General features: G+C 46.8%; 27 protein-coding genes. 2 read left to right on the forward strand and 25 right to left on the reverse strand.

Translation table 11 applies throughout. From position 1 onward, the window contains the following. Positions 1-70: 70 nt before the first annotated feature. On the reverse strand, positions 71-664 hold the full coding sequence (gene scpB, locus QMA39_RS04815) for an SMC-Scp complex subunit ScpB (RefSeq protein WP_206932840.1): 594 nt from the start codon (positions 662-664) through the stop codon (positions 71-73). Further along, positions 655-1,410, reverse strand: coding sequence for a segregation/condensation protein A (locus QMA39_RS04820; RefSeq protein ID WP_206932842.1), 756 nt, complete (start codon positions 1,408-1,410; stop codon positions 655-657). Before QMA39_RS04820 ends, scpB begins: the two co-directional genes overlap by 10 nt. A 186-nt stretch (positions 1,411-1,596) precedes the next feature. Between QMA39_RS04820 and QMA39_RS04825 the strand changes: the two genes are divergently transcribed. After that, positions 1,597-2,061, forward strand: a complete 465-nt coding sequence (locus QMA39_RS04825; protein WP_206933024.1) for a DUF309 domain-containing protein — start codon at positions 1,597-1,599, stop codon at positions 2,059-2,061. A gap of 45 nt (positions 2,062-2,106) precedes the next feature. Here QMA39_RS04825 and QMA39_RS04830 read toward each other — a convergent pair whose 3' ends face one another. The 22 genes from QMA39_RS04830 to QMA39_RS04935 all read right to left on the reverse strand — a co-directional run bounded on the left by QMA39_RS04830 (position 2,107) and on the right by QMA39_RS04935 (position 20,121). Further along, positions 2,107-2,472: a GNAT family N-acetyltransferase gene (locus QMA39_RS04830; RefSeq protein WP_027954472.1), complete on the reverse strand. Its 366-nt coding sequence runs from the start codon at positions 2,470-2,472 to the stop codon at positions 2,107-2,109. Between the two features lie 510 nt (positions 2,473-2,982). After that, the gene (locus QMA39_RS04835) at positions 2,983-3,417 is read right to left on the reverse strand and encodes a peptidylprolyl isomerase (RefSeq protein ID WP_027954473.1); all 435 of its coding nucleotides are present in this window, start codon (positions 3,415-3,417) and stop codon (positions 2,983-2,985) included. Then, positions 3,414-4,727: a diaminopimelate decarboxylase gene (lysA, locus tag QMA39_RS04840; RefSeq protein ID WP_027954474.1), complete on the reverse strand. Its 1,314-nt coding sequence runs from the start codon at positions 4,725-4,727 to the stop codon at positions 3,414-3,416. The genes QMA39_RS04835 and lysA overlap by 4 nt, the downstream gene beginning before the upstream one ends. A gap of 123 nt (positions 4,728-4,850) precedes the next feature. After that, positions 4,851-6,317: a spore germination protein gene (locus QMA39_RS04845; protein ID WP_206932844.1), complete on the reverse strand. Its 1,467-nt coding sequence runs from the start codon at positions 6,315-6,317 to the stop codon at positions 4,851-4,853. Positions 6,318-6,340: 23 nt separating this feature from the next. After that, a complete protein-coding gene (spoVAE, locus tag QMA39_RS04850; RefSeq protein ID WP_027954476.1) occupies positions 6,341-6,691 on the reverse strand; it encodes a stage V sporulation protein AE in 351 nt (116 codons plus the stop codon). After that, the gene (gene spoVAD, locus QMA39_RS04855) at positions 6,688-7,704 is read right to left on the reverse strand and encodes a stage V sporulation protein AD (RefSeq protein WP_027954477.1); all 1,017 of its coding nucleotides are present in this window, start codon (positions 7,702-7,704) and stop codon (positions 6,688-6,690) included. Before spoVAD ends, spoVAE begins: the two co-directional genes overlap by 4 nt. Positions 7,705-7,716: 12 nt before the next feature. Then, a complete protein-coding gene (spoVAC, locus tag QMA39_RS04860; RefSeq protein WP_206932846.1) occupies positions 7,717-8,175 on the reverse strand; it encodes a stage V sporulation protein AC in 459 nt (152 codons plus the stop codon). 22 nt (positions 8,176-8,197) lie between these two features. After that, positions 8,198-8,608 carry a stage V sporulation protein AB gene (locus QMA39_RS04865; protein ID WP_027954479.1) on the reverse strand — a complete coding sequence of 137 codons (411 nt, stop codon included), beginning with the start codon at positions 8,606-8,608 and terminating at the stop codon, positions 8,198-8,200. Next, the gene (locus QMA39_RS04870) at positions 8,595-9,212 is read right to left on the reverse strand and encodes a stage V sporulation protein AA (RefSeq protein WP_281658088.1); all 618 of its coding nucleotides are present in this window, start codon (positions 9,210-9,212) and stop codon (positions 8,595-8,597) included. Before QMA39_RS04870 ends, QMA39_RS04865 begins: the two co-directional genes overlap by 14 nt. A gap of 126 nt (positions 9,213-9,338) precedes the next feature. Beyond that, on the reverse strand, positions 9,339-10,085 hold the full coding sequence (gene sigF, locus QMA39_RS04875) for an RNA polymerase sporulation sigma factor SigF (protein WP_206932848.1): 747 nt from the start codon (positions 10,083-10,085) through the stop codon (positions 9,339-9,341). A gap of 10 nt (positions 10,086-10,095) precedes the next feature. Continuing rightward, complete coding sequence (gene spoIIAB, locus QMA39_RS04880) at positions 10,096-10,536, reverse strand: anti-sigma F factor (RefSeq protein ID WP_027954482.1); 441 nt, start codon at positions 10,534-10,536, stop codon at positions 10,096-10,098. Next, positions 10,521-10,886: an anti-sigma F factor antagonist gene (gene spoIIAA, locus QMA39_RS04885; RefSeq protein ID WP_027954483.1), complete on the reverse strand. Its 366-nt coding sequence runs from the start codon at positions 10,884-10,886 to the stop codon at positions 10,521-10,523. The genes spoIIAB and spoIIAA overlap by 16 nt, the downstream gene beginning before the upstream one ends. 92 nt (positions 10,887-10,978) lie before the next feature. Further along, positions 10,979-12,151 carry a D-alanyl-D-alanine carboxypeptidase family protein gene (locus QMA39_RS04890; RefSeq protein WP_281658089.1) on the reverse strand — a complete coding sequence of 391 codons (1,173 nt, stop codon included), beginning with the start codon at positions 12,149-12,151 and terminating at the stop codon, positions 10,979-10,981. Positions 12,152-12,289: 138 nt separating this feature from the next. Then, entirely contained in the window at positions 12,290-13,591 is a 1,302-nt protein-coding gene (locus QMA39_RS04895) for a pyrimidine-nucleoside phosphorylase (RefSeq protein ID WP_281658090.1), read from the reverse strand. Positions 13,592-13,672: 81 nt separating this feature from the next. Then, positions 13,673-14,494 carry a purine-nucleoside phosphorylase gene (locus tag QMA39_RS04900; protein WP_027954486.1) on the reverse strand — a complete coding sequence of 274 codons (822 nt, stop codon included), beginning with the start codon at positions 14,492-14,494 and terminating at the stop codon, positions 13,673-13,675. A gap of 13 nt (positions 14,495-14,507) precedes the next feature. Next, positions 14,508-15,686: a phosphopentomutase gene (gene deoB / locus QMA39_RS04905; RefSeq protein ID WP_281658091.1), complete on the reverse strand. Its 1,179-nt coding sequence runs from the start codon at positions 15,684-15,686 to the stop codon at positions 14,508-14,510. A 95-nt stretch (positions 15,687-15,781) separates the two neighbouring features. Beyond that, the gene (xerD, locus tag QMA39_RS04910) at positions 15,782-16,669 is read right to left on the reverse strand and encodes a site-specific tyrosine recombinase XerD (RefSeq protein ID WP_027954488.1); all 888 of its coding nucleotides are present in this window, start codon (positions 16,667-16,669) and stop codon (positions 15,782-15,784) included. Between the two features lie 7 nt (positions 16,670-16,676). Further along, on the reverse strand, positions 16,677-16,895 hold the full coding sequence (locus QMA39_RS04915; protein ID WP_084163029.1) for a DUF4227 family protein: 219 nt from the start codon (positions 16,893-16,895) through the stop codon (positions 16,677-16,679). 220 nt (positions 16,896-17,115) lie between these two features. Then, positions 17,116-17,592 carry a Fur family transcriptional regulator gene (locus QMA39_RS04920; RefSeq protein WP_027954489.1) on the reverse strand — a complete coding sequence of 159 codons (477 nt, stop codon included), beginning with the start codon at positions 17,590-17,592 and terminating at the stop codon, positions 17,116-17,118. A gap of 117 nt (positions 17,593-17,709) precedes the next feature. Continuing rightward, entirely contained in the window at positions 17,710-18,348 is a 639-nt protein-coding gene (spoIIM, locus tag QMA39_RS04925; protein ID WP_027954490.1) for a stage II sporulation protein M, read from the reverse strand. Positions 18,349-18,421: 73 nt separating this feature from the next. Beyond that, positions 18,422-19,582: an endonuclease Q family protein gene (locus QMA39_RS04930; RefSeq protein ID WP_281658092.1), complete on the reverse strand. Its 1,161-nt coding sequence runs from the start codon at positions 19,580-19,582 to the stop codon at positions 18,422-18,424. Continuing rightward, positions 19,579-20,121 (reverse strand): NUDIX hydrolase, encoded by a 543-nt coding sequence (locus QMA39_RS04935; RefSeq protein WP_281658093.1) that lies wholly within the window; start codon positions 20,119-20,121, stop codon positions 19,579-19,581. The genes QMA39_RS04930 and QMA39_RS04935 overlap by 4 nt, the downstream gene beginning before the upstream one ends. Before the next feature lie 95 nt (positions 20,122-20,216). Between QMA39_RS04935 and QMA39_RS04940 the strand changes: the two genes are divergently transcribed. Continuing rightward, complete coding sequence (locus QMA39_RS04940; RefSeq protein ID WP_281658378.1) at positions 20,217-21,137, forward strand: aldo/keto reductase; 921 nt, start codon at positions 20,217-20,219, stop codon at positions 21,135-21,137. Between the two features lie 34 nt (positions 21,138-21,171). Here the strand turns inward: QMA39_RS04940 and QMA39_RS04945 are convergent, their stop codons facing one another. Next, the gene (locus QMA39_RS04945; protein ID WP_281658094.1) at positions 21,172-22,218 is read right to left on the reverse strand and encodes a membrane dipeptidase; all 1,047 of its coding nucleotides are present in this window, start codon (positions 22,216-22,218) and stop codon (positions 21,172-21,174) included. Between the last annotated feature and the right edge of the window lie 583 nt (positions 22,219-22,801).

Below are 22,801 nucleotides of genomic sequence, written 5' to 3' on the forward strand. Positions count from 1 at the left end.
AGGCATATGAATCCAGAAGCCCTCCCCCGGCCGTAAAAAAATGCTACCCCTGGATCAGGAGCAGCATGTGTCAGTCTTCATCATTTAACGGATCTTTCTCAAATTTTTCAAAGAAAAGATCGGCATCTCCTGCCATATCCTCAGGGTGTTGCAGGTCCTCAAGAGGAGGGAGGTCGTCGATCGATGTCAAACCGAAGTAAATTAAAAAGTCCTTCGTTGTTCCATAAAGAATCGGACGACCAATGGCATCTTTGCGTCCTTTTTCCTCAATCAAACCTCTATTAACAAGGGTTTGTATAGAGCGGTCACTTTTCACCCCGCGCAGATCGTCCACTTCAATTCTCGTTATCGGCTGCTGATAAGCGATGATCGCCAGCGCTTCAAGGGACGCCTGCGAAAGTCTGGTTGCGCTCGGGGAATCCAGCAGACGTTTGTAGTAGGACGCATGCTCGGGTTTCGTTGTGAGATGCAGGGTTCCCTGGGACTCCATAATCATCAGCCCCCGTGATGGATGCATATAAGCCTCCTGCATACTCTCAATCAAATCATTTACAGAAGATTTGTCCATCCCCAGCAAATCCATCAACTTCTTTTTTGGCACTCCTTCTTCACCGGAGGCAAACAGCACCCCTTCAATGATTGCTCTGTATTCCTCTAATTCCATGGGGCATCCTCCATCTTAAACACAATTAACTCTTCAAAATGCTTCTGCTGCACGCAGGTAATTTCATTGCTTTTCATTAACTCAAGAAGTGCAATGAACGTAACGACAATATGGGGCCTCGTCCGTTTTTCGAACAACTGGTAAAACGGAGTCCCTTCTGGTGAACGCTCCATTTGATGTAATATTTCGTCCATACGCATCTGGATAGGGATTTCATCACGCCGGACTCTGGCTTCATCAGGCTGCTTTTCTTTACTACGTTTCATCAGCCTGCCCATGGCCTGGATCATGTCATAAATCGACGCTTCTCCCGGACGGACTTCCGCCTTTTCCTCTTGCTGGTCCTCCATACTCAAAGGTGGACGCGTATAGATCCGGTTAGCATCCAGCTCTTTCTGCTTCAATTCATCCGCGGCCTGCTTGTATTTACGGTATTCGATCAAGCGCCGCATCAATTCTTCCCGTGGGTCTTCTTCGAGTTCCATATCTTCCATATCTTCTTCCATTTGAGGCTGAGGAAGCAGCATCTGTGACTTTATAGCCAGCAGTGTTGCAGCCATTACCAAATATTCACTGGCAAGATCAAGTTCTAATTCCTGCATCGTGTGAATGTAATGCATGTATTGATCTGTTATCTGCGAAACAGGAATATCATAGATATCAATTTCGTATCGATTGATAAGATGTAAAAGAAGATCCAGAGGCCCTTCGAAGCCTTCCACTTTCACTTGGTAGCTTTTTGTCATGTTATTCTTCCTTTACCACTGATTCTTCTCTTTTATCATATCAGAAATGTTCTTCTGCCAACAGGTGGTGTAAACGGTGCCCCTTGTAGGTGGAATGGTGTGTCCTATAAACTATAGAGAGCGGGCGCTCCGGTTGCGGAAAATGATTCGGACCAACAGGCTCCCGCTTGAAATGGAGTGATTGCGATGTACCCTTCTCTTTACTTAGAATACCTGGCCCATTTTCATGGGACAAGGGATTACTTTGAATGCCATGAAGTGCTCGAGGAGCACTGGAAAAATACAGACCCGGGCAACCGGCAGTCTGTATGGGTTCTGCTTATACAAACAGCTGTGGCTATGTACCATGACCGGCGGGGCAACCAAAACGGGGCTGCCACTCTTTTAAAAAGGTGTGTCCATCATATGCCGGCACAGCGGGAATCTCTTGTTCATCTGGGGCTTGATCCAGTGCACATGGAACAGAAGCTTTCCTCAGAACTCTCTCGTGTACGGAGCGGTGAACCTTATGTAAGCTGGAACTTTTCTATTACGGACCCACAGCTTTCACAGGATGTTGGTGAGATCTGTAAAAGATGGGGAGTGGACTTCGGGTCACCCAGCAGGATGGAAGATGAAAGGCTGATTCATAAGCATAAGCGCAGAAGATAAAATTCCCCATGAGAAAAGAGGTGCCGCAGCGGCACCTCTTTCATCTTACAACTGGGAAGAAGCACTTTCCTCATCACATTTTTCCATGAACGTTTCTGTAGCTGTATCAGCACAGATTTCACATTGATCTTTAAAGTGAAGACGGATGCTTTGAATCATTCTGCGTCCGATCCCCTGATTACGGTGGGATGGATTAACGGAGACGTGCTGTACGACGGCTCTGCCGCCCTCCAGACGGACGCCGACCGCCCCCAGAATATCTTCTTCTTTCCATAAAAACAGATGCCAGTCAGGATCTGCATCGTACTGCCGGATGACATCCTGCAGATTGCGGATATCTGTAACTTCCGGCATAAAAGAAAGCAGACCCATAGCTATCTTTTCAAAAGATTTTTTATATCGAATCAGCATATTAACCCCTCAATTATGAAATAACTAATCGTATTGGTTACCCTCATACATTTAAGTCATATCATTCTATTCAAGTAATTGTCCACTAGTCTGTCAGGCCGTACTCAACGTTTTTACATAACAATGCCAAACCAGTAAAACAGGCCCCAGCCAATGCTGAATAAAGCGAGAATGGTAAACAGTGTCCAGTTTTTCCATTTCATCTTGTTTCCCCCGGTCGAACGAATTTCTTATCCCCGTTCAATAAGAATATAGCAACAGGAGAAAATATTCAACCCTGTCTCCACAAGCGCAACATACTACGGTTTGACGAGAGATGATACCACACCGCGCCTATGCTGGAAAACAGGCGGACGCCCGTCCACCTCAACGCGCCCTCTTTCAATGAATGACTCATCGTTCATTTCATAAGCGGATGCAACCGCTCTTTTCCTCCCGGCCGGACAGAAAAAGAGGAGCCGCTGATCCAACAATGGGTCATTGTCTTTTCAAGTCGGCTCATCCAATACCTTATTTATCTTCTACTCTTACCTTCTGCATGACGTCACCGACACGTACACGGTCAACGATATCCACACCTTCAATGACTTTTCCAAATACCGTATGACGGCCATCAAGGTGAGGCTGCGGAGAATGACAGACAAAAAACTGACTTCCTCCTGTGTCCTTGCCCGCATGGGCCATAGACAAGGATCCGCGCTCATGCTTATGCGGGTTTCCTTCTGTTTCACATTTAATTGTATATCCAGGACCACCAGTACCTGTTCCGTTCGGGCAGCCTCCCTGAATGACAAAGTCAGGAATGACACGGTGGAAAGTCAGGCCGTCATAAAACTCATCGTTGGCCAGTTTCTCGAAATTGGCTACCGTATTCGGCGCAGCTTCCTCATAAAGCTCAGCCACCATTTTTTCACCGTTTTCAAATTGAATCGTTGCTTGTTTCATTTCTCTTTCCCCTTTCCTTTCTCGTATGACAAATCAAGTCTGGTCATATCCTGATAACTTTCTCTTTGGACGACCAGCTGATGTTCCCCGTTTTCCACAAACACGACTGCCGGTTTCTGAAAGCGGTTATAATTACTTGCCATAGCATAACCATACGCTCCCGTACTGAAAACTGCAAGTGTATCTCCATGCTCTACAGCAGGAAGCGCCACATCCCATATTAGCATATCTCCGGATTCACAGCACTTCCCGGCAATTGAATATTTATTTTCTGCCGGCTCCTTCATTTTTTCCGTAAGGGCGGCTTCATATTTTGCATTATACAGAGCAGGCCGGATATTATCCGTCATCCCCCCATCAACAGATATGTACGTCCGCACGTCCGGAATGTTTTTCACAGAACCTACTGTGTAAAGGGTCGTACCCGCTTCTCCCACAATCGCCCGGCCGGGTTCAATCCAGATCTCAGGCATCGGGTAGTCGAACTGACGGGATAAGGCTTTCACCTCTTTAATAAGAGCGTGTGCGTACTGATCCAGTTCAAGCGGCTGATCCTCTTCTGTATACTGAATTCCGAATCCTCCACCAAGATTGACGACAGAAGCTTCATAGTAATAGGTCTCTTTCCACTCATGAAGGGTGCGGAATAGGCGCTGGGCAGCCATTTGAAAACCATCCGTTTCAAATATCTGGGAACCGATGTGGCAGTGGAGCCCCTTCATCTGTATATTCGGGTCTTCCTTGACTTTCAGAAAAGCCTCCTCGGCCTGGCCGCTGCTCAAGTCAAACCCGAACTTGGAATCTTCCTGACCTGTCAGAATATAGTCATGGGTATGCGCTTCAATCCCTGGTGTAACACGAAGAAGCACATCCATCGTTTTATTTTGTTCTTTCAATACAGCGCTCAGCAGTTCAATTTCAAAGAAGTTATCGACGACAATGCATCCGATGCTGCAGCGCACAGCCATCTCAATTTCCTGGATGTTCTTATTGTTTCCATGCATATGAATTTTTTCTACTGGAAAACCCGCTTCGAGAGCAGTATGAAGCTCTCCCTGTGAAACGACGTCCAGGCTCAGCCCTTCCTGATGGGCGACTTGAAGGATCGCTGTGGAAGAAAAAGCTTTACTGGCATAAGCGACCTGGGCAGGAACGTTATATTCTTCGAATGTGCGCACAAATGCCTGCGCATTCGCACGGATTCGGTCGACATCATAGACAAATAACGGCGTGCCGTAGTGGTGGGCGAGCTCTTTTGCCGGCACTCCGGCAATCATAAGCTGCCCTTGTTCATTTACTTCGTGATTCATACCATCCCGCCTTTTTTGTTCAAACGTATGTACTTGGAATAAAAAGAAAATGCCCTTTATTGGAAAAGGACATTTTTTTAATTGTCTATAATTTATCACATTGCTGAATGAGCGGCAATATGATTATTTCTGCCGCTGATTATTTTGAGGATGGACCACACTCGGCCGTACCTTGAGCGACGGCATACTGAGACGCAGTATAATCTGCAGCGCGGCTTTGGCATTGAAAGGCAGGAAAGGCCAGAGATAAGGCGTGTTCAGCGATTTCGTATGAGCCAGCAGGAGAACAAAACCCAGGAAACCGATCATTAAACCTTTGATACCAAAAGCGGCTACTAAAATGACAAACAGTACACGGGCCATCTTATTAGCGACGGACAATTCATAACTGGGTGTGGAATAGGACCCGATCGCCGCGACGGCTACATAAAGGATAACCTCCGGGACAAACATCCCCACGTCAATAGCAATCTGTCCAATCAACACGGCCGCAATCAGACCCATTGCCGTTGATAACGGTGTCGGGGTATGAATGGCGGCAATCCTAAGCATTTCAAGACCGAGATCCGCAAGTAGAATTTGAATAATGATCGGTATGGCCGTCTCTTCATTCGGACCGATAAATGCCAGCGCCTGAGGAAGCAGATCCGGCTGCATCACGAAAAGCATCCAGAGCGGCAGGACAAATATGGATGAAAATATTCCAAAAAACCGCACCCAGCGGACAAATGTACCTACGGCCGGGGCCTGCCTGAATTCCTCCGCATGTTGAACATGATGAAAGTAGGTCGTCGGCGTAATGATCACACTCGGAGAGGTGTCCACCATAATTACGACGTGCCCTTCAAACAAGTGGGACGATGCGACATCCGGTCTCTCTGTATAGCGGACAAGCGGAAAAGGGTTCCTCCCCTGCTTGACGAGGAATTCTTCAACCGTCTTATCTGCCATGGACAGTCCGTCGATGTCGATGTTTTTAATTTCACTCTTAATCAGGTCAACAAGCCCGGGATCTGCGACATCCTTTATATAAGAAATACAGATATCCGTCTTTGACCTTTCTCCTACTTGGAGAATTTCATGACGAAGACGTTCATCACGGATTCTGCGCCTTGTTAAAGCAGTATTTTCAATAATATTTTCAGTAAACCCATCCCTGGATCCACGGATTACTTTTTCTGTATCCGGCTCTTCTGGTGTACGGCCCGGGTAGGTACGGACATCCACGATAAACGCTTCCGTCTCCCCTTCTACAAAAATGACAATCAGCCCGGATAACAATTGGGTAATACACTGGTTCATGTCTGAAGAGGACTCCACCTGTTGGTGCGGAATATCGTTCTTGATCCGCGACCGGACGGAATCCTCCTTTTCCGATCCTTCATTCAATTCAAACAACTGCCTCATAATTTCTACTATGATGGGCGTTTCTACAAGACCTGTCACATAATACACATTGACTTCTGATCCAAGAATATGAACGGTGCGGAATCCAAGATCAAAGGATTGTTCAACCCCTATCCTCTCGTTCATTGCTTTTCTATTTTGTTCCAGTTTCATAACGATGGGTGCTTCTTTTTGATCCGGCATTCCTTTCACTCCTTGAGGCATCATTATCCTTTCGGTTTAAAAAACACAGCAACGATAAAGCCAAACAAAATGGCAGAGGCAATTCCTGCAGACGTTAGTTCGAAAATACCGACGGCTATCCCGATGAACCCATGCTTTTCCGACTGTTCCATCGCTCCGTGCAGAAGGGAATGTCCAAAGCTTGTAATCGGCACCGTAGCCCCAGCCCCTGCAAATTCAATGAGTTTATCATAAATGTCGAAAGCGTCGAGAACCGCCCCCGCCACAACAAATGAGGACATCACGTGCGCAGGTGTCAGTTTGAATACATCCAGCAGGATCTGACCGATGACACAGATCCCTCCCCCTACGATAAAAGCCCATAAAAAGGTCATGAGGCTCCCTCCCCGCGCTTTAATACGACAGCATGCGCTATACCTGGAATCGATTCCTTCTGTTGAATCATCATTGGACTCATCAAAGCTCCGGTGGCTGCGACGAGCACCTTGTTATATTTTCCTTCCATCAAATCCTGTATCAGTTTTCCATACGTAACCACAGCGGAACAGGCACAGCCGCTCCCCCCGGCAAATACAGGCTGATCGCTGTGATAGACAAGCATGCCACAGTCTTTATGGACTTCACTAAGGTCGTACCCATCCTGTTTCATCATATCTCTGAAAATCGGTGAACCTACAGATGACAAATCCCCCGTGGCTATCACATCATAATCCGAAGGCATTCTCCCCATATCCTCCAGGTGGGTTTTAATCGTATCCCAAGCCGCCGGAGCCATAGCGGATCCCATATCGAAAGGATCCTTGATGTTATAATCCATCACTCTTCCGATTGTTGCCGCTTCAACTTGAACAGGAGAAGGAGTCCTGGAAAGAAGAGCGGCACCGCTTCCGGTTACCGTATACGTCGCTGTTTTCGGCTTCTGCCCCCCATATTCCGTCGGATAACGAAATTGGCGTTCGGCTGTACAATTATGAGAACTGACAGCTACTAAAGCCTGATCTGCAAACCCGCTGTCGACGAGAGCGGCGCCTGAGGCCAGGGTCTCCATGCTCGTCGAGCAGGCACCGAACATTCCGAGAACGGGAATTCCAAGCTGGCGGGCCACGTAATTTCCGGTCACGTTTTGATTGAGAAGATCACCCGCAAGAAACAGATCGATGGCGGACTGATCGACTCCTGCTTTTTGCAGACACGCGTATACCGCATCAAACATCAACTTCCTTTCCGCCAGCTCCCAGTTGGATTCTCCACAATGGAGTTCCTCATGAATCACATCGTACGTTGACCCGAGAGGTCCTTCCCCTTCCATCGGCCCGACAGCTGTACCTGAAGCCTGTATATAAACTTGATTAGAAAATGTCCATGTATGCTTTCCAGCTTTACCCATTCCTGTTTCCTCCTAGAATATAAGTGACCAAAGATATCGAAAAATCCCCAGAACATAAGCAGCCACTACACCGAAGACAATGACCGACCCGGCAAGTTTAAACAGGTTGGTCGCCACCCCGAGAACAAGGCCTTCCGATTTATGTTCAAGGGCCGCACTCGTAATCGAGTTGGCAAAACCAGTCACCGGCACTGCCGATCCAGCCCCGGCAAACTGCCCCAGCTTGTCGTAAACACCAAAACCTGTCGCGAGCGCCGCCAAGAGAATAAGGGTGGCCACGGTAGGGTTCATTGCATTTTCCTCATTGTAGTCAAACCAATGTATATACATTTGTGATAACAATTCTCCAAACACACAGATGAGGCCGCCTACGATGAATGCTTTTATGCAGTTCATTACATAAGGCGGCTTCGGTTGATAGGATTTAACGGCATTTTCAAAATTCTGCTCATTCAAAGGCTGCTTATCCATTCATATCCCTCCAATTTGCGGATTATCTGACAAAAATGATCCATTGAAACAGCGAACCTGCGATTTTCCCAAGTACCAGCGCCATTAATAGCGTAAAGAGATAACCATCGACTCCTATCCTTTTAAAAAGCAGCGGAAAAACATTCAATACTTCTGTGAGAGCCGCTGCAAGCATGCCAATGAAGATGCCATGAAACAGTCCCCACACGCCGAGACCCCACCATGTCATCTGAAGAGGAAAGCTGCCAAATGACAAATATATCCCGAAAAACACACCGGTGATGACCGCCCATTCGTAATGCCTCAATTTTGATTCCGAATGACTTAACTGCATGAGCCGTGGTACAATGCCAAGAACAGTCAGGAATGCTACAAATCCTGTTCCGACGGCAATCCCTGAAGCCAACCCGATTAAGATTTCAACGATCCACATCCTTTTTTTCCACCTTATTTTCTTTAATGGCTACATAATGATCCAGATCCTCCTGGTAGTTAAAGATCTCCACTTCCATGGGACTTGGTTCTTCATTGAACCTTTTCTGGAACCAATGGTTAAAAAATAAGATCATACCGATTCCCAGTCCGATCGAATAAGGAATTTGTATCCATAATGGATATTCGGCTTCCCGGCCTGTCAGCATCAGGTGCAGCTTCTGCTGCACAGACTGCATGCTGACATCGAAATGGAAATTCATAATGGCCATGGCGGCTCCAATAAATAATAAAATCCAAATAGCACTGATCAGTATGGGATTCGGTTCCTTCCCGTGTTTCTCTACATGGACAACACAGCAGGATGGTCCGATCAATTGGACTTCTGTACCAGGCTGTTGGTGAAGGATCTGCTCCACAATCATGAACGCGTCAATGACGACAATGTTCTGGTCCTCGGGTGTCACGGCATGCAGAACGAGTTCCTTCAAAGGGGCGATCTGCTGTTCAGCCCCTGCGATTCCAGCCGTATCCTTAAGACGAATTTCAGCCTGAGGTTGAACGTAAATGGACTGTTTCAGACGAATATAGACAGGTGCTGCCATCTTTTGCGCCCCCTGTAATGGTTAGATACGTTTATTATGCGTGGTGCAGCAAAAAACATACGCCATCCACTTCTCCCTGCAGCATGTGACCAATAAAAAAACTGCACCTTCAGCAGGCGCAGTCGTTTAACTCGTATCATTCATGGTAGCTTTCATATCCGCCAGAATCTTTTTCTCCAGCCGGGATACCTGGACCTGTGATATTCCAAGCCTTTCAGCAACTTCTGTTTGTGTTTGGTCTTTGTAATACCTGAGATAAATGATGAGACGCTCTCGTTTATCCAGCCGGCTCATCACATCCTGCAGTGTAAGCTGATCAAACCAGCTGTCATCCTCCTCAGCGATCTGATCGACAAGGGTAATGGGATCTCCTTCATTTTCATAAACGGTTTCATAAATGGACTGAGGTGCCCGCCCGACATCTTCTGCCTGGACAATTTCCTCCTTGGACATGCCGAGGGCCTCAGCCAGTTCATTGACGGTTGGCGACCGGCCATATTCCTTTAAAAGCTCTTCTTTTTTTGCCCGGACTTTATGATTCAGTTCCTTCAGGCTGCGGCTCACCTTGACACTGCCGTCATCCCTGATAAACCGTTGAATTTCACCAATAATCATAGGAACGGCGTACGTAGAAAAACGCACATCATAACTAAGATCAAATTTGTCAATGGACTTCAAAAGACCGATGCAGCCGATTTGATAAAGATCATCCTGGTCATACCCCCGGCGCAGATAGCGTTGTACAACCGACCAAACAAGCCTGGTATTCTTTTCAACAAGAAAATCCCTGGCCTCTTGATCTCCTGCCTGACTTTTCTTAATCAATGCCTTTACATCTTTATCCGACAGACGTTCTTTAGTGGCATCTCCCATAGGCGCAGCCTCAATTACAGAGCGCACGGGTGGACGTCAGCTGCTTGGTCATACGGATGGTCGTCCCGACCCCGGGCTCAGATGTGATATCCACTTGATCCATAAAGTTCTCCATAATTGTAAATCCCATACCGGAACGCTCCCATTCCGGCTTGGAGGTATATAAGGGCTCCTTGGCAAGATCGATATTATCAATACCGCTTCCATGGTCCTTAATAATCAATTCGATTTCTTCACCATCAATGGCACAGGTAAGAACAATTTTTTCGTCATTCTTTTCTTCATAGCCATGAATAATTGCATTGGTAACCGCTTCGGATACAACGGTTTTAATATCCGTCAGTTCCTCCATCGTCGGGTTGAGCTGACTGATGAAGGAAGCGACGGAAACCCTGGCCAGAGATTCGTTGGCGCTGATACTTAGAAACTCAAGGGTCATTTCATTCCGCATGATGCCACCCCCAGACTTTCCAGTGCAACGGCTTCATTTTCCATCAGCTGTATTATTTTGAATAGACCGGACATGTCAAACAAGCGTGTAACTTCAGGGGATACGGAACAAACGACCATAACATTCCCTTTAGCCTGTACTTCTTTATAACGACCAAGCATGACACCAAGGCCGGAACTGTCCATAAAGGAAAGTTTTTCTAAATTGACGATCACATGTTCTACCGCTTCATTTTCCAGATGTTTCTGCCAGGCTTCCCTCAAGTATCCTGTCTCATGATGATCGAGTTCCCCATTTAAACGTACGATTAAAACATTTTCCCTGACAGCGAATTGACTTTGAAGACTCAAGTGAATTCCTCCTCTGACATTTAAGAGTCCCTAAGTCTTTTCGTCCTTTTCTGAGTCATTTCCTGCCCTGGAACAATACTAGTGGGAAAGTGCTAAAACCTCTGAAAGCTCGTCAAATTCCTCCAGGACCGTTCCCACAACTGGAAAAACCCTGCTTCTTCCACTGGCTCTGAAGTCTCCAGACGTACTTTGGCGACTTCCTCACCATCATTTTTTACAACGACCCATCCCATGTGCGCCCCTTTTTCATAGGGAAGACTTCGACTGTCGTCGATCTTCAACTCTGTTTCATAATCCGTCTTTTTATCATTTTTCTTCTTCAGGACAACAACATCTTTTTCCGGTTTCAATACCGCTTGACGAGGCTCTCCCCTTGTCAGGTTCAACGTTGTCATGGGATCGTCCTTGGAATAAAGTTTGACACCTTCAAACTGGGAAAAGCCATAGTCCAGCAGACTGGAGACATCAGCATTGCGTTCTTTCGGAGTGGCCGCCCCCATCACGACCGCAATCATATGCATATCATTCCGCTGGGCGGATGCGGTCAGGCAGTATTTTGCTTCGGACGTGTAGCCTGTTTTCAAACCATCCATCCCGGGATAGGTTTTGATGAGCTTGTTCGTATTCACCAGCCAAAATTCATTATCCTGTCCTTTACGCAAATAATCATCATAAATCTTTGTATAGGTGGTTACTTCATCATGCAGAAGTAGTTCACGGGCCATAACAGCCATATCACGGGCGGTACTCAGGTGGTTTTCAGCCGGGAGTCCCGTCGGATTTTCAAAATGGGTGTTTTTTAAACCGAGCGACTCTGCTTTTTCGTTCATCATCGCTACAAATTCTTTTTCACTACCCGCAATTCGTTCAGCCATTGCTACGCTGGCATCATTACCTGAAGCTACGGCAATCCCTTTGAGAAGGTCTTCCACTGTCATCTCCTCACCCGCTTCAAGGAAAATCTGCGACCCTCCCATGGAAGCGGCATGTTCACTGACGCGGACCATTTCGTCCAACGTGATACCGCCCTTTTCCAGTTCCTCCATGATCAACAAAAGCGTCATGACCTTTGTCATGCTTGCTGGAGGCAGCTTTTTATCTGCATCCTTATCAAAAAGTGTCCGCCCGCTGTTTTTTTCCATCAGCACAGCCGATTTTGCTGAGTTCACAATATCCAATGACGCCTTTTCCTCCGCTGATATGCCCGCCGGAAGGACAGCGGCGGATAAACATATAGCCAGGATGACACCTATTAATTTTCTCATTCCCTAAACCTCCCATATAGCTGTAAGTGTCCCTAGCTTTCCCTTTCCATGATCTTCTATACAAATCTCTTTGCCGCATGTGTTTTATGATCATCACCATAAAAAAAAGACGGAGCCCTAAGGACTCCGTCTTCCGGTTTATTTAATGATGTTGTGGATCAACGTAGGTTTTTCCACCTTTTCGTTTGAAATTGTATACGCCTGCTGTACCTTCTGGATCGAATCTTCCGGCTGTTCATCATCACTTAGAAGAACGACGAGAGGTTCTCCGGCTTTTACCGAATCTCCGATCTTTTTCTTCATCGTAATCCCGACGCCATGGTTGATTTCATCATCCTTTGTCGCACGACCTGCACCGAGGTACATAGCGGCGACGCCAATGGATTCGGCGTTAATAGCTGAGACGAATCCATCTTTGTCTGCTTTTACTTCTACTTGATACTTCGCCTGCGGAAGTTTGGAGAGGTCGTCGATCATAGATACATCTCCCCCCTGTGCTTCAATAAGGTTGCGCAGGGATTGGAACGCCTTGCCGTTTTCAATATTGGCTTCCAACGCTTCATATGCATCCTCGTAACTAGGGAATTTTTCAGCCAGGACAGCCATATGGGAAGCGATTTCCAAGGATAGTGTACGAAGGTCTTCCACAGGGCTTCCCTGTAAAATTTCCGCCGCTTCCTTAATCTCGTTCGCATTTCCAACTTCATAACCGAGCGGCTGATTCATGTCACTGATCACTGCTACGGTTTTTCTTCCCAGGTTATTACCGATATTCACCATTTCACGCGCAAGAGCTTCGGAATCCTCCAGTGTCTTCATGAAGGCACCCGTTCCTGTTTTTACATCCAAAACGATGCTGTCTGCCCCGGATGCAATCTTCTTACTCATAATCGAACCGGCGATGAGAGGCAGGGAGTTGACCGTTCCAGTTACGTCCCTCAGTGCATAAAGCTTCTTATCAGCTGGTGCCAGATTGCCCGTCTGTCCTGCAACCGCGAGCTTGAATTTGTTGACATTCTCGATGAACTTCTCTTTGCTCATCTCAATTTCAAGGCCTTTAACAGATTCCAGCTTGTCCAGTGTCCCGCCTGTATGACCGAGGCCGCGCCCGGACATTTTCGCAACTGGAATACCAATGGATGCAACGAGAGGCCCTACAATAAAGGTGACTTTGTCACCAACACCGCCTGTCGAGTGCTTATCCACTTTTTTCCCATCAATTTCCGAAAGGTCGATCGTTTCACCAGAGTCCACCATCGCTTTCGTCAACGTTGCCGTTTCTTCCTGTGTCATGCCCTGGAAATAGATGGCCATCGTAAGGGCGGATGCCTGGTAATCAGGAATGTCTCCTTTTGTATACCCTTCCACAAAAAACTGTATTTCTTCCTTTGTAAGTTCCCCGCCGTCACGCTTTTTAACAATTACATCATACATTCTCATATCCTATCACCCTTTGCTTTTACTAAGAATTTCAGGCGGTGACTGAACAGCCACCACCTTAGCTGCTTCATTCCAAACGCGTCAAACAGAAAGTGTACGGAGCAGTTCCTTAACGAAACCGAGAAAATCTTCACGAACCTGTGCTGTCGTTTCAATCACTTCATCATGGGTAAGCGGCTGGTCAAGAATACCAGCAGCCATGTTTGAAATGCAGGAAATGCCGAGAACTTTCATACCTGCGTGGTTGGCAACCATGACCTCCGGAACCGTGGACATTCCTACAGCATCTCCACCAAGTGTACGAAGCATACGGATTTCCGCTCCCGTTTCATAGGCAGGACCCGTGTTACCGACGTACACACCTTTTTGGATGCCAAGGTTTAACTTCTCTGCAGCTTTTTCTGCATGAGCAACCAGCTCCCGGTCATAAGCTTCAGACATGTCCGGGAAACGAGCTCCCAGTTCATCATCATTCGGTCCAATCAACGGGCTGTCACCCATGTTATTGATATGATCGGTAATCACCATCAAGTTTCCAGGCTCAAAGGAAGTATTGATGCCGCCGGCAGCATTTGTGACGAATAGAGTGTCAACACCAAGCTCCTTCATCACGCGTACAGGGAAGGTAACCTGCTTCATTGTATAGCCTTCGTAATAGTGGAAGCGGCCCTGCATGGCAATGACCTGCTGTCCTTCAAGCTCTCCGATGACGAGCTGCCCTTTATGACCCGAAACCGTCGATTCCGGAAAATGAGGAATTTCGGAATAAGGGATGGCTGTAGGGTTTTGGATTTCTTCCGCTAAAACCCCCAGGCCGGATCCTAAAATCAGACCTACCCCAGGCTGTCCGGTGAGCTGCTGTTTAATAAATTGAGATGCTTCTTTTACTTGCGATTGATTCATAATCATACCCCTCCTATTGGATATCCTTTAAGAAACTCCGTCCATGCTCAGGCATTTGAATGTCGAAGTTATCGGAAATTGTGGCCCCGATATCTGCGAACGTCCGGCGCTGCTCCAGTTCTTTCCCTTGATCGATACCTTTATGGTAAACGACAAGGGGAACGAGTTCACGCGTGTGATCTGTACCATGGTGGACCGGGTCATTGCCGTGATCAGCAGTAATGATTAACAAATCATCGTCTTCCATCTTTTCCAATACTTCTGGAAGGCGCTCATCATAAGCTTCCAAAGCTTCCCCATATCCTTGAGGATCACGACGGTGGCCGTACTTGGCATCAAAATCAACGAGGTTCAAAAAGCTCATGCCTCGGAAATCTTTATCCATGGATTTCACTAACTGGTCCATTCCGTCCATGTTGTCCTTCGTTCGAACCGCTTCTGTCACACCTTCTCCATCATAGATGTCGGAAATTTTACCAAGGGCTACAACGTCAAGACCTGCATCTGCCATTTCGTTCATGACTGTGCGACCGAATGGTTTCAAAGCATAATCGTGACGGTTGGACGTCCGTTCAAAAGCGCCGGGCTCGCCAACAAACGGCCGGGCAATTACGCGGCCGACCATATACTTTTCATCCTTGGTAATCTCCCTGCAGAATTCACAGATTTCAAACAGTTCTTCGGGTGGAACAACATCTTCATGGGCAGCAATTTGAAGAACAGAATCAGCCGAAGTATAAATAATTAAATCCCCGGTTTCCATATGGTGTTCGCCAAGCTCTTTAATGATTTCTGTTCCTGAGGCCGGCTTATTTCCTACGATGCCTCTACCTGTCTTTTCCTTGATTTGATCCAGCAGTTCGTCAGGAAAACCATCGGGGAAGGTGCGGAACGGCTGGTCGATGTACAGCCCCATAATCTCCCAGTGACCGGTCATCGTATCCTTCCCATTGGAGGCCTCCACCATAGTCGTATAATGCGCCTTAGGTGCAGAAGCTTGTTCAATTCCCTGAATCCTTCTGATATTGCTCAATCCGAGCTCTCCCATATGCGGCATGTTCAAGCCGTTCATGTGGTCGGCGATATGGCCGAGCGTATCTGCTCCCTTATCACCAAACTTTTCTGCATCCGGGGCTTCCCCGATCCCTACAGAGTCCATTACAATCAAAAATACGCGTTTAAATGAATTCATCAACGATCCCTCCTGTTTTTAATTTCCCAAATTCGTCTGAAACTACCCTTTTTCCAGAGATGTAGGATGTCAGACATCTGTAAAGCAAAAAAAGTTTACGCTCGCGGATGATACGAGCGGTAAACATCTTTCAACCTTGTTTTTGAGACGTGCGTGTAAATCTGTGTGGTGGAAATATCCGCATGTCCCAGCATCTCCTGTACCGCTCTTAAATCCGCTCCATTCTCAAGCAGATGAGTGGCAAACGAATGGCGGAGCGTGTGTGGAGTCAGTTCTTTCTCCACCCCCATCTCCCGAGCAACCGCTTTCAGAATCTTCCAAAAACCTTGTCTGGACAGCTTATTTCCATGATGATTCACAAATAATTCTTCCGTGTTTTTCTGTTTGACCAGCGCCCCGCGGCCTGTATCCAAATAATTTTCCACGGCTTCCTTCGCCATATCCCCAAGTGGGATGATCCGTTCTTTGGACCCTTTGCCAAGGCAGCGGACAAATCCCATCGTCAAATGGAGGTCACTGACCTTCAGAGACACCAGTTCCGTTACACGGAGGCCTGTGGCATAAAGCATTTCAAACATCGCTTTATTCCTGGAGGAAAGTGGATCCCTGGCATGGATGTTCAAAAGTTTATCCACGTCATCCGAGGATAGAACTTTAGGAAGCCGGCGTTCCTTTTTCGGTGTTTCTATATGTAGGCTCGGGTCATGCTCTGTCTTTTTCTCCCTGATCAAAAACTGATGAAAAAGACGGATGGAAGACAGGAAACGTGCCGTTGTAGCCGGAGATCTCCCCTGATCATTCAAGTGGTGGAGGTATTGCATAATATGTGCCCTCGTCACCACATCCCACGATTTGATCTGTTCTTTTTCCTGCATAAACGCCGTGTACTGCGTAAGATCCCTTTTATAGGATTGTATTGTGTTAGGTGAAAGTCCGCGCTCCACCGTTAAATAGTGATAAAAATCTTCAAGAGCATACTGCATCTTCCACCTACTCTCCTAATCGAAAAAATATCGATAGACGATCGGCCCAATCAGAATCTTGAGAACTGGACACCTTCACGGCTGACCCTCCTGGAGGATCATATCGATGCTGCCTTTCGTATTCTCCATGAACCATTCTCAATGCCATATAAAATACGAACGTGCAGACAGTAAAAACTAAGAGGACTTTGACTAAATCTCTTAAACTATGCCGAAGCCGGCCCACTCCATCACCCCCACCGCTGTCCTTTATTCAAGGATATGCCGGAAACGGCTCAAAATATACGCGGCGGAGGTGAAAGAATCCGTATCTAGAACACAAGTCCATCTAGCATTAACGTACACGATTTTTCTTCATTTGTAAATAAAAACGAGCAGATGCTTACCATCTGCCCGGTCCCTCTATAAAAAAAGCCACTATGATTCTGCATAGCGGCCTCCGGCGTTCACTTTTTATTTTCTTCCGCAGATGAAGCAGCGACCGCCTGCTTTTGACAGACCCGGCAGATGCCGTGAAAGGTCAAACGGTGATCCTTCACTTCAAATCCCCACTGACTTTCAACTATTTTTTCAACATCAAGTAGAAGGTCTTCCTCAATTTCCTCCACGGATCCACATTCGATGCAGACGAGATGGTGGTGGAAATGTTCGGCCCCTTCTTTTCTAAGATCATAACGGGAAACGCCGTCTCCAAAATTGATTTTGTCGACAACTTTCAATTCTGATAAAAGTTCAAGTGTACGATATACGGTAGCAAGACCAATTTCAGGTGCTTTCTCTTTTACGAGGAGGTAAACATCTTCCGCACTTAAATGATCTTCTTCGTTTTCCAGTAAAACCCGTACAGTTGCTTCCCGCTGTGGTGTAAGCTTATAACTTTGGGAATGCAGCTGCTTCTTTATCTTTTCAATACGATGTTCCATATCGTTCGTCCCTCCCTCGTCTTACCATTCTCATTATAATCAGAGACAGAACGAGTGTCAAATTATAATCATTTTAATCTGTTAATGATAATCGTTATTATCTAGAGATGGATTCATTCATTCGTAAAGCCACTTTAAAACCAGTTCCAAAATGGAATTCGAAATAAAAACCTCAACGACGGAAGATACCATCAACACAGCCATCAATGCGCCGAACAATCCACTGTACCGGACGAATCCCTTCATCAGAGGCTGGTGCACCCTTCTTATAAAAAGCTGCTTACAGAGGGTAAGTGAGAATATCAAGGCAAGAGAGCCGGCAATCAGGTAAACGGGAATGATAATCAAATTCTGAGGTGCTATGGAAACGGTGGAAATCAGCAGACCGTACCATCCCATCTGGTTGACAAGAAAGCCGACGGAAAAGCCGAGCACCAGTCCTTTAATAAATAGCAGCACAGTAATGACAGGCATACCGATGACGGAAATGCCCAGCAAAAACAACAGCAGCATATACTTTACATGGTAAAGGACGCTGTCCTTCCATAAAACAGCTTTCCCCGTTCCCGGAGACGAAGCCTGCTGCTCAAAAAACTGCTTCAAATAGAAAAAGAGATCTTGTTTTTGTACAAAGTTCATACTATTTACGATGACAGCCCCGAAAATGATCCCCATAAGAAACAACACAAAAATGAATACGAAAATATTCATATGCGACTGTACATCATTTTTAACCATCCGCATGCCCTGGTGCATTATCCCTCATCCTTTCTCCTACCTGGTCTATGACCAATCTATGAGAAAAGGTGAAAAAGTAGACCTGAAAAAGCTAGCGGATCCTCCCGTACTTACCTCCCCCTCCTTTGGTGATAGAAAGCCGTCCCTGCCTCATGTCCATAATTTTTTGAATGGTTGATTCGGGCAGAATACCGCCCAGGTCCTGTTCTGCTGTATGATGAATGATATTCATCTCATTTTGGAACGCTTCTATCAGCTTTTGATAGGTTTTCGGGCCGATTCCTGGAAGGGTATGGAGCGGCACCTGTGGAACATATGGCGGCCTTTCCCGCTCCTGGCGCTTGTCTGACAACTCACGGATTCGATCGGACACCCCTTTGACCCATTTTCCTTTCCCGCAGGAAGGGCAGCGGCTTTCCTGACCAGCAGACTGTTGCTGCAGACAGGCGGCACACACCGTCTGAAAGTATTTGCCCATTCTCGGATTCATACCATAGTTGGCCTTCACTTTCCTCCCTCTAAGGTTGTGCAGAGCCAGACGCAGTTCTTCAAATGAAGGGGTTTCCATCTGGATGGTTTGGTATTCCCTTGCCATATTGGCCGTAGAATGGGCGTCTGAATTGGTTACATACGTATAAGGCTGAAGTTCATAGATATGCGAAGCCATCTCCGTATCCGCACTCAACCCGAGTTCTACAGCATCAATGGCGGTACTGTCCAATACTTCTATTAATGACGTACGCACTCCCCTGCCATAGAGACTTTTAAATGGGGTGAAGATATGGGCCGGGATAAACAGCCCTCCATGCTCCCTGACATACGACTGGAGCTCACGGGCTGTACCGTAGAAACGCTGGGAGCTCAGGGAGATATTTTTCATTTTGTTGGAAAGCCAGCTTGAAAAACGAACCATGTCCCTCAAATACGGAAAATAACAGAGCAGATGCACAGGACCTGAACAAGAAGCATCATATACTTCAATTTCTGCTCCAAGAATCAAAACCGTATGCTTGTATTGAATGCCCCCATCCTGAAGCTCAACTGCTTGACCGTTCATTAAATGGGATTGAATTTCATCCTGGACAGCAGGAGACTGGGCATCAATAACTCCTACTATATCCAGTCCTTTGGAATGGGAAGCTTCTTCAACCACGCTCGTCAGGGTAAGCTTCTTGGATCCGGTAATTTTCACAGGACCGCCGTTCCAGTCGCGCCCGATATGGATATGTAAATCTGCGAAGTAATCCTTCATTTCTGCTTCAGCTGCAGATATAGGAGGGCGTAGGCTGTTTTCGCATCATGAATTCGCTGGTCCTTCTCCAGCTGGACGGCTTCGTCCAAAGTCAGTTCCATCACTTCTACAAATTCGTCTTCATCCCCGTCCGGCTGGATATCCATCGGCTTGATATGATCTGTGAAATAAACATAGACGAGCTCATCTGCAAAACCCGGGGATGTGTAGAAGGAGGTGACCAGTTCCAAATCTTCGGTTGTATAACCGGTTTCCTCCTCAAGCTCTCTCATGGCGCATGCTTTCGGTTCCTCTCCAGGTTCCAGTTTGCCGGCAGGAATTTCAACGATGCTTTTCTCCATCGCTTTTCGATACTGTTCCACAAGGACGAGTTTCCCTTCTTGGGTCGTCGCGATAACAGCTACTGCTCCCGGATGTCTGATGAGCTCCCGTTTAGATGTATGACCATCGGGTAAAGTAACACTGTCTACATCAAGCTGGACAATTTTACCTGTATAGATAGTTTCGGTCTGGTAGGTTTTCTCTTCGAATTTTTTCATCGTTTTCATCCTCTCTGATTATCTACCGCCATTCTATCACAGGAGTAGCGTCTACAATGAATATTACGATAAACTATACAGGAAAGGATGATTATATGAAGAAACGACGCCTTGGAAATTCAGATTTATACGTATCAGAAATCGGGCTGGGATGCATGTCCCTCGGAACCGACTACGCTAAAGCAGAAAACATCGTCCACGAGGCTCTGGACTCCGGCATTAATTATCTGGACACCGCTGACTTGTACGACTACGGACAAAATGAAGAAATCGTAGGTCAGGCGGTTAAAGGCCGCCGTGATGACGTGATCATTGGTTCAAAGGTCGGGAATAAATTCACCCCCGGTGAAGAAGGCTGGACATGGGACCCTTCTAAAAAACACATCAAAGAAGGGGTGAAGAGCAGTCTGAAACGGCTTGGTGTGGATTATATCGATTTATATCAGCTTCACGGGGGGACGATTGAAGACCCTGTAGATGAAAGTATTCAGGCTTTTGATGAACTCGTCGACGAAGGATTGGTACGCGCCTACGGAATATCATCCATCCGCCCGAATGTCATCAAACAATACGTGGAAAAGTCGAATATCGTAAGCATAATGATGCAGTACAACGCCTTGGACAGGCGCCCGGAGGAGCTTCTCGATTATCTTGCTGAACATGACATCAGCGTATTAGCCCGCGGTCCATTAGCCAAAGGCATGCTCTCAAGCCAAGGGCGTGAGAAAGCCGCCTCGAAAGCAGAAGACGGGTATTTGGAATACAGCAGGGATGAAGTGCTCGCCATCGCTGAAGAGTGGCCTTCCTTTACAGATTCAGATAAAAACGCTGAAGCGCTCGCCCTTCAGTATGTCCTCCACCACCCTGCAGTGGCCTCCGCCGTTTTTGGCGCCCGGACGACTGGCCAATTGGCTGACAGCCTGACATACAGGACTGCTCCTGCTCTAACAGATGAAACGTACAGGAAGATACAGTCGGTGACAAAACCTCTTACTTATCAAAAACACCGTTCTTAAATAAAAGCCTCCGGGATCAACCCGGAGGCTTTTATTATTCTTTCCATGTCTGCTCCAACACCCTGATCCAGTTTTTATAAGTGAGCTTCTCCAGTTCGCTCTTCTTCCACCCTCTTTGCTCAAGAACACTTAAAAGCATAGGAACCCCTGTGACATCCTTCATAGCATCCGGCACCATCGTACCGTCAAAATCTGATCCCAGAGCAACATGGTCTACACCAATCCGATTTCTGACATAATCGATATGATCAGCAATATCCTCCAGGGATGCCCCAGGGTCCCCTTCGGCACTTGGCGTTACCATATTCGGATCAATGCTGTACGTAATCCCTATCAGACCAGCGGACTGCCCTATCTTATCGATTTGAGGATCTGTTAAGTTTCTCGATACCGGGCAGATCCTGTGAACGTTGGCATGTGTAGCCACCAAGGGTTTATCGGAAATCGCTGCCACATCCCAGAATCCCCGCTCATTTAAATGAGAAAGGTCAACCATGATTCCCAGTTCACTGCACTTTCGGACAAGTTCTTTCCCTTCAGGTGTCAGTCCCGGGCCGGTATCAGGAGAAGAAGGGTATCCGTAAGGAACGCCTTCCCCAAACTGGTTCGACCTGCTCCAGACGGGCCCGATGGACCGCAGCCCTGCCTTGTAAAACACATATAGCAAATCAAGATCGTCATCCAACGCCTCTGCGCCTTCCATGTGGAGAATCCCTCCCATCCAGTCCCCATCAACGGCTTTCTTCAAATCTGCAATCGTCCGTATGGTTTTGAAGGTTCCCTTTGACAATTCTTCCAATTGGGAAAAACGGGCCATAGACCTGGTAGTAGCAGCAAGCGCATATTCCCGTGAAAGTATTGGAGGCAGAGATTTCATATAACCTGCCTCTGTATGTACAATGCTGGGATCAGGATCTGATATTGGATTGGGAGCAAAAACCGCAAAGAAACCGGCCGCAAAACCTGCTTTTTTCCCACGGGTAAAGTCCAGATGAGCAGACGGGAGTCCCGTAAAGAAAGCGTCAGATCCATCATTCAATTCCAGCAGCGTGTCGTGATGTCCGTCGATAAATCGAAGCATATGTATGTTCCTTTCCTCATGAATGGATTTGTTTTTTCTTACCAGCGCGCGGATTTAACCTCTGTTCATAAAGCCACTCATCCCCTCTCTTCAAACCTTTCCAATGTCCTTCTGCGGACGCCTTTCAATTGTTTAATATATAATGAAACGGGGGCTGAATGGATGGACTCCGCAGCTCTTCTTCCGAGCACCAGGGCATCTCCCCACCGCAGTCCCTCCTCTTCATTCACGTCTCGATGTTCAAAACTGATCACTTGACGGACATATTCTCCGGCCGCCGTATGGAGGTGAAGAGCTCCGGTGGAATCCCCCCCCTTCCTCCCTTTGATCCAATTCTTTCACAGTCAGATCACGGACCTCTTTCATCGTGACCGACCAGACGTGATTCATCCTCCGGACCAGCTCTCCGGTTTTGGTGGGAAACCCTTTTTCAGCTTGTATTTCATAAAAAATCAAAAAAACACCTCATTTATTTTTTACAAAATGTTCATGAATCAGATAGAATAACAGAATTTTTCCTTCCCTCTGCCTGTCTATTCGACAAAACCACCTGTTTACCTTTCTGTAACAGAAACATCCATCG

Origin of the sequence: Halobacillus sp. Cin3, assembly GCF_947311855.1 — a bacterium.
Lineage (GTDB): Bacteria > Bacillota > Bacilli > Bacillales > Halobacillaceae > Halobacillus > Halobacillus kuroshimensis.

Excerpts from the sequence above, each read along its gene's own strand:
- sigF (WP_206932848.1), bottom strand. The coding sequence starts at position 10,085 with ATGGGAGATGCCACTAAAGAACGTCTGTCGGATAAAGATGTAAAGGCA.
- QMA39_RS04920 (WP_027954489.1), bottom strand. The coding sequence starts at position 17,592 with ATGGAACATCGTATTGAAAAGATAAAGAAGCAGCTGCATTCCCAAAGT.
- QMA39_RS04895 (WP_281658090.1), bottom strand. The coding sequence starts at position 13,591 with ATGAGAATGTATGATGTAATTGTTAAAAAGCGTGACGGCGGGGAACTT.
- QMA39_RS04825 (WP_206933024.1), top strand. The coding sequence starts at position 1,597 with ATGTACCCTTCTCTTTACTTAGAATACCTGGCCCATTTTCATGGGACA.
- QMA39_RS04820 (WP_206932842.1), bottom strand. The coding sequence starts at position 1,410 with ATGACAAAAAGCTACCAAGTGAAAGTGGAAGGCTTCGAAGGGCCTCTG.
- QMA39_RS04930 (WP_281658092.1), bottom strand. The coding sequence starts at position 19,582 with ATGAAGGATTACTTCGCAGATTTACATATCCATATCGGGCGCGACTGG.
- spoIIM (WP_027954490.1), bottom strand. The coding sequence starts at position 18,348 with ATGCACCAGGGCATGCGGATGGTTAAAAATGATGTACAGTCGCATATG.
- lysA (WP_027954474.1), bottom strand. The coding sequence starts at position 4,727 with ATGAATCACGAAGTAAATGAACAAGGGCAGCTTATGATTGCCGGAGTG.
- QMA39_RS04870 (WP_281658088.1), bottom strand. The coding sequence starts at position 9,212 with ATGGCAGCACCTGTCTATATTCGTCTGAAACAGTCCATTTACGTTCAA.
- QMA39_RS04835 (WP_027954473.1), bottom strand. The coding sequence starts at position 3,417 with ATGAAACAAGCAACGATTCAATTTGAAAACGGTGAAAAAATGGTGGCT.
- QMA39_RS04890 (WP_281658089.1), bottom strand. The coding sequence starts at position 12,151 with ATGAGAAAATTAATAGGTGTCATCCTGGCTATATGTTTATCCGCCGCT.
- deoB (WP_281658091.1), bottom strand. The coding sequence starts at position 15,686 with ATGAATTCATTTAAACGCGTATTTTTGATTGTAATGGACTCTGTAGGG.
- xerD (WP_027954488.1), bottom strand. The coding sequence starts at position 16,669 with ATGCAGTATGCTCTTGAAGATTTTTATCACTATTTAACGGTGGAGCGC.
- QMA39_RS04900 (WP_027954486.1), bottom strand. The coding sequence starts at position 14,494 with ATGAATCAATCGCAAGTAAAAGAAGCATCTCAATTTATTAAACAGCAG.
- spoVAD (WP_027954477.1), bottom strand. The coding sequence starts at position 7,704 with ATGGGTAAAGCTGGAAAGCATACATGGACATTTTCTAATCAAGTTTAT.
- QMA39_RS04935 (WP_281658093.1), bottom strand. The coding sequence starts at position 20,121 with ATGAAAAAATTCGAAGAGAAAACCTACCAGACCGAAACTATCTATACA.
- QMA39_RS04865 (WP_027954479.1), bottom strand. The coding sequence starts at position 8,608 with ATGTGGATCGTTGAAATCTTAATCGGGTTGGCTTCAGGGATTGCCGTC.
- spoVAE (WP_027954476.1), bottom strand. The coding sequence starts at position 6,691 with ATGACCTTTTTATGGGCTTTTATCGTAGGGGGAGGGATCTGTGTCATC.
- QMA39_RS04845 (WP_206932844.1), bottom strand. The coding sequence starts at position 6,317 with ATGCCGGATCAAAAAGAAGCACCCATCGTTATGAAACTGGAACAAAAT.
- spoIIAB (WP_027954482.1), bottom strand. The coding sequence starts at position 10,536 with ATGCGGAATGAAATGACCCTTGAGTTTCTAAGTATCAGCGCCAACGAA.
- QMA39_RS04940 (WP_281658378.1), top strand. The coding sequence starts at position 20,217 with ATGAAGAAACGACGCCTTGGAAATTCAGATTTATACGTATCAGAAATC.
- scpB (WP_206932840.1), bottom strand. The coding sequence starts at position 664 with ATGGAATTAGAGGAATACAGAGCAATCATTGAAGGGGTGCTGTTTGCC.
- QMA39_RS04945 (WP_281658094.1), bottom strand. The coding sequence starts at position 22,218 with ATGCTTCGATTTATCGACGGACATCACGACACGCTGCTGGAATTGAAT.
- spoVAC (WP_206932846.1), bottom strand. The coding sequence starts at position 8,175 with ATGGATAAGCAGCCTTTGAATGAGCAGAATTTTGAAAATGCCGTTAAA.
- QMA39_RS04830 (WP_027954472.1), bottom strand. The coding sequence starts at position 2,472 with ATGCTGATTCGATATAAAAAATCTTTTGAAAAGATAGCTATGGGTCTG.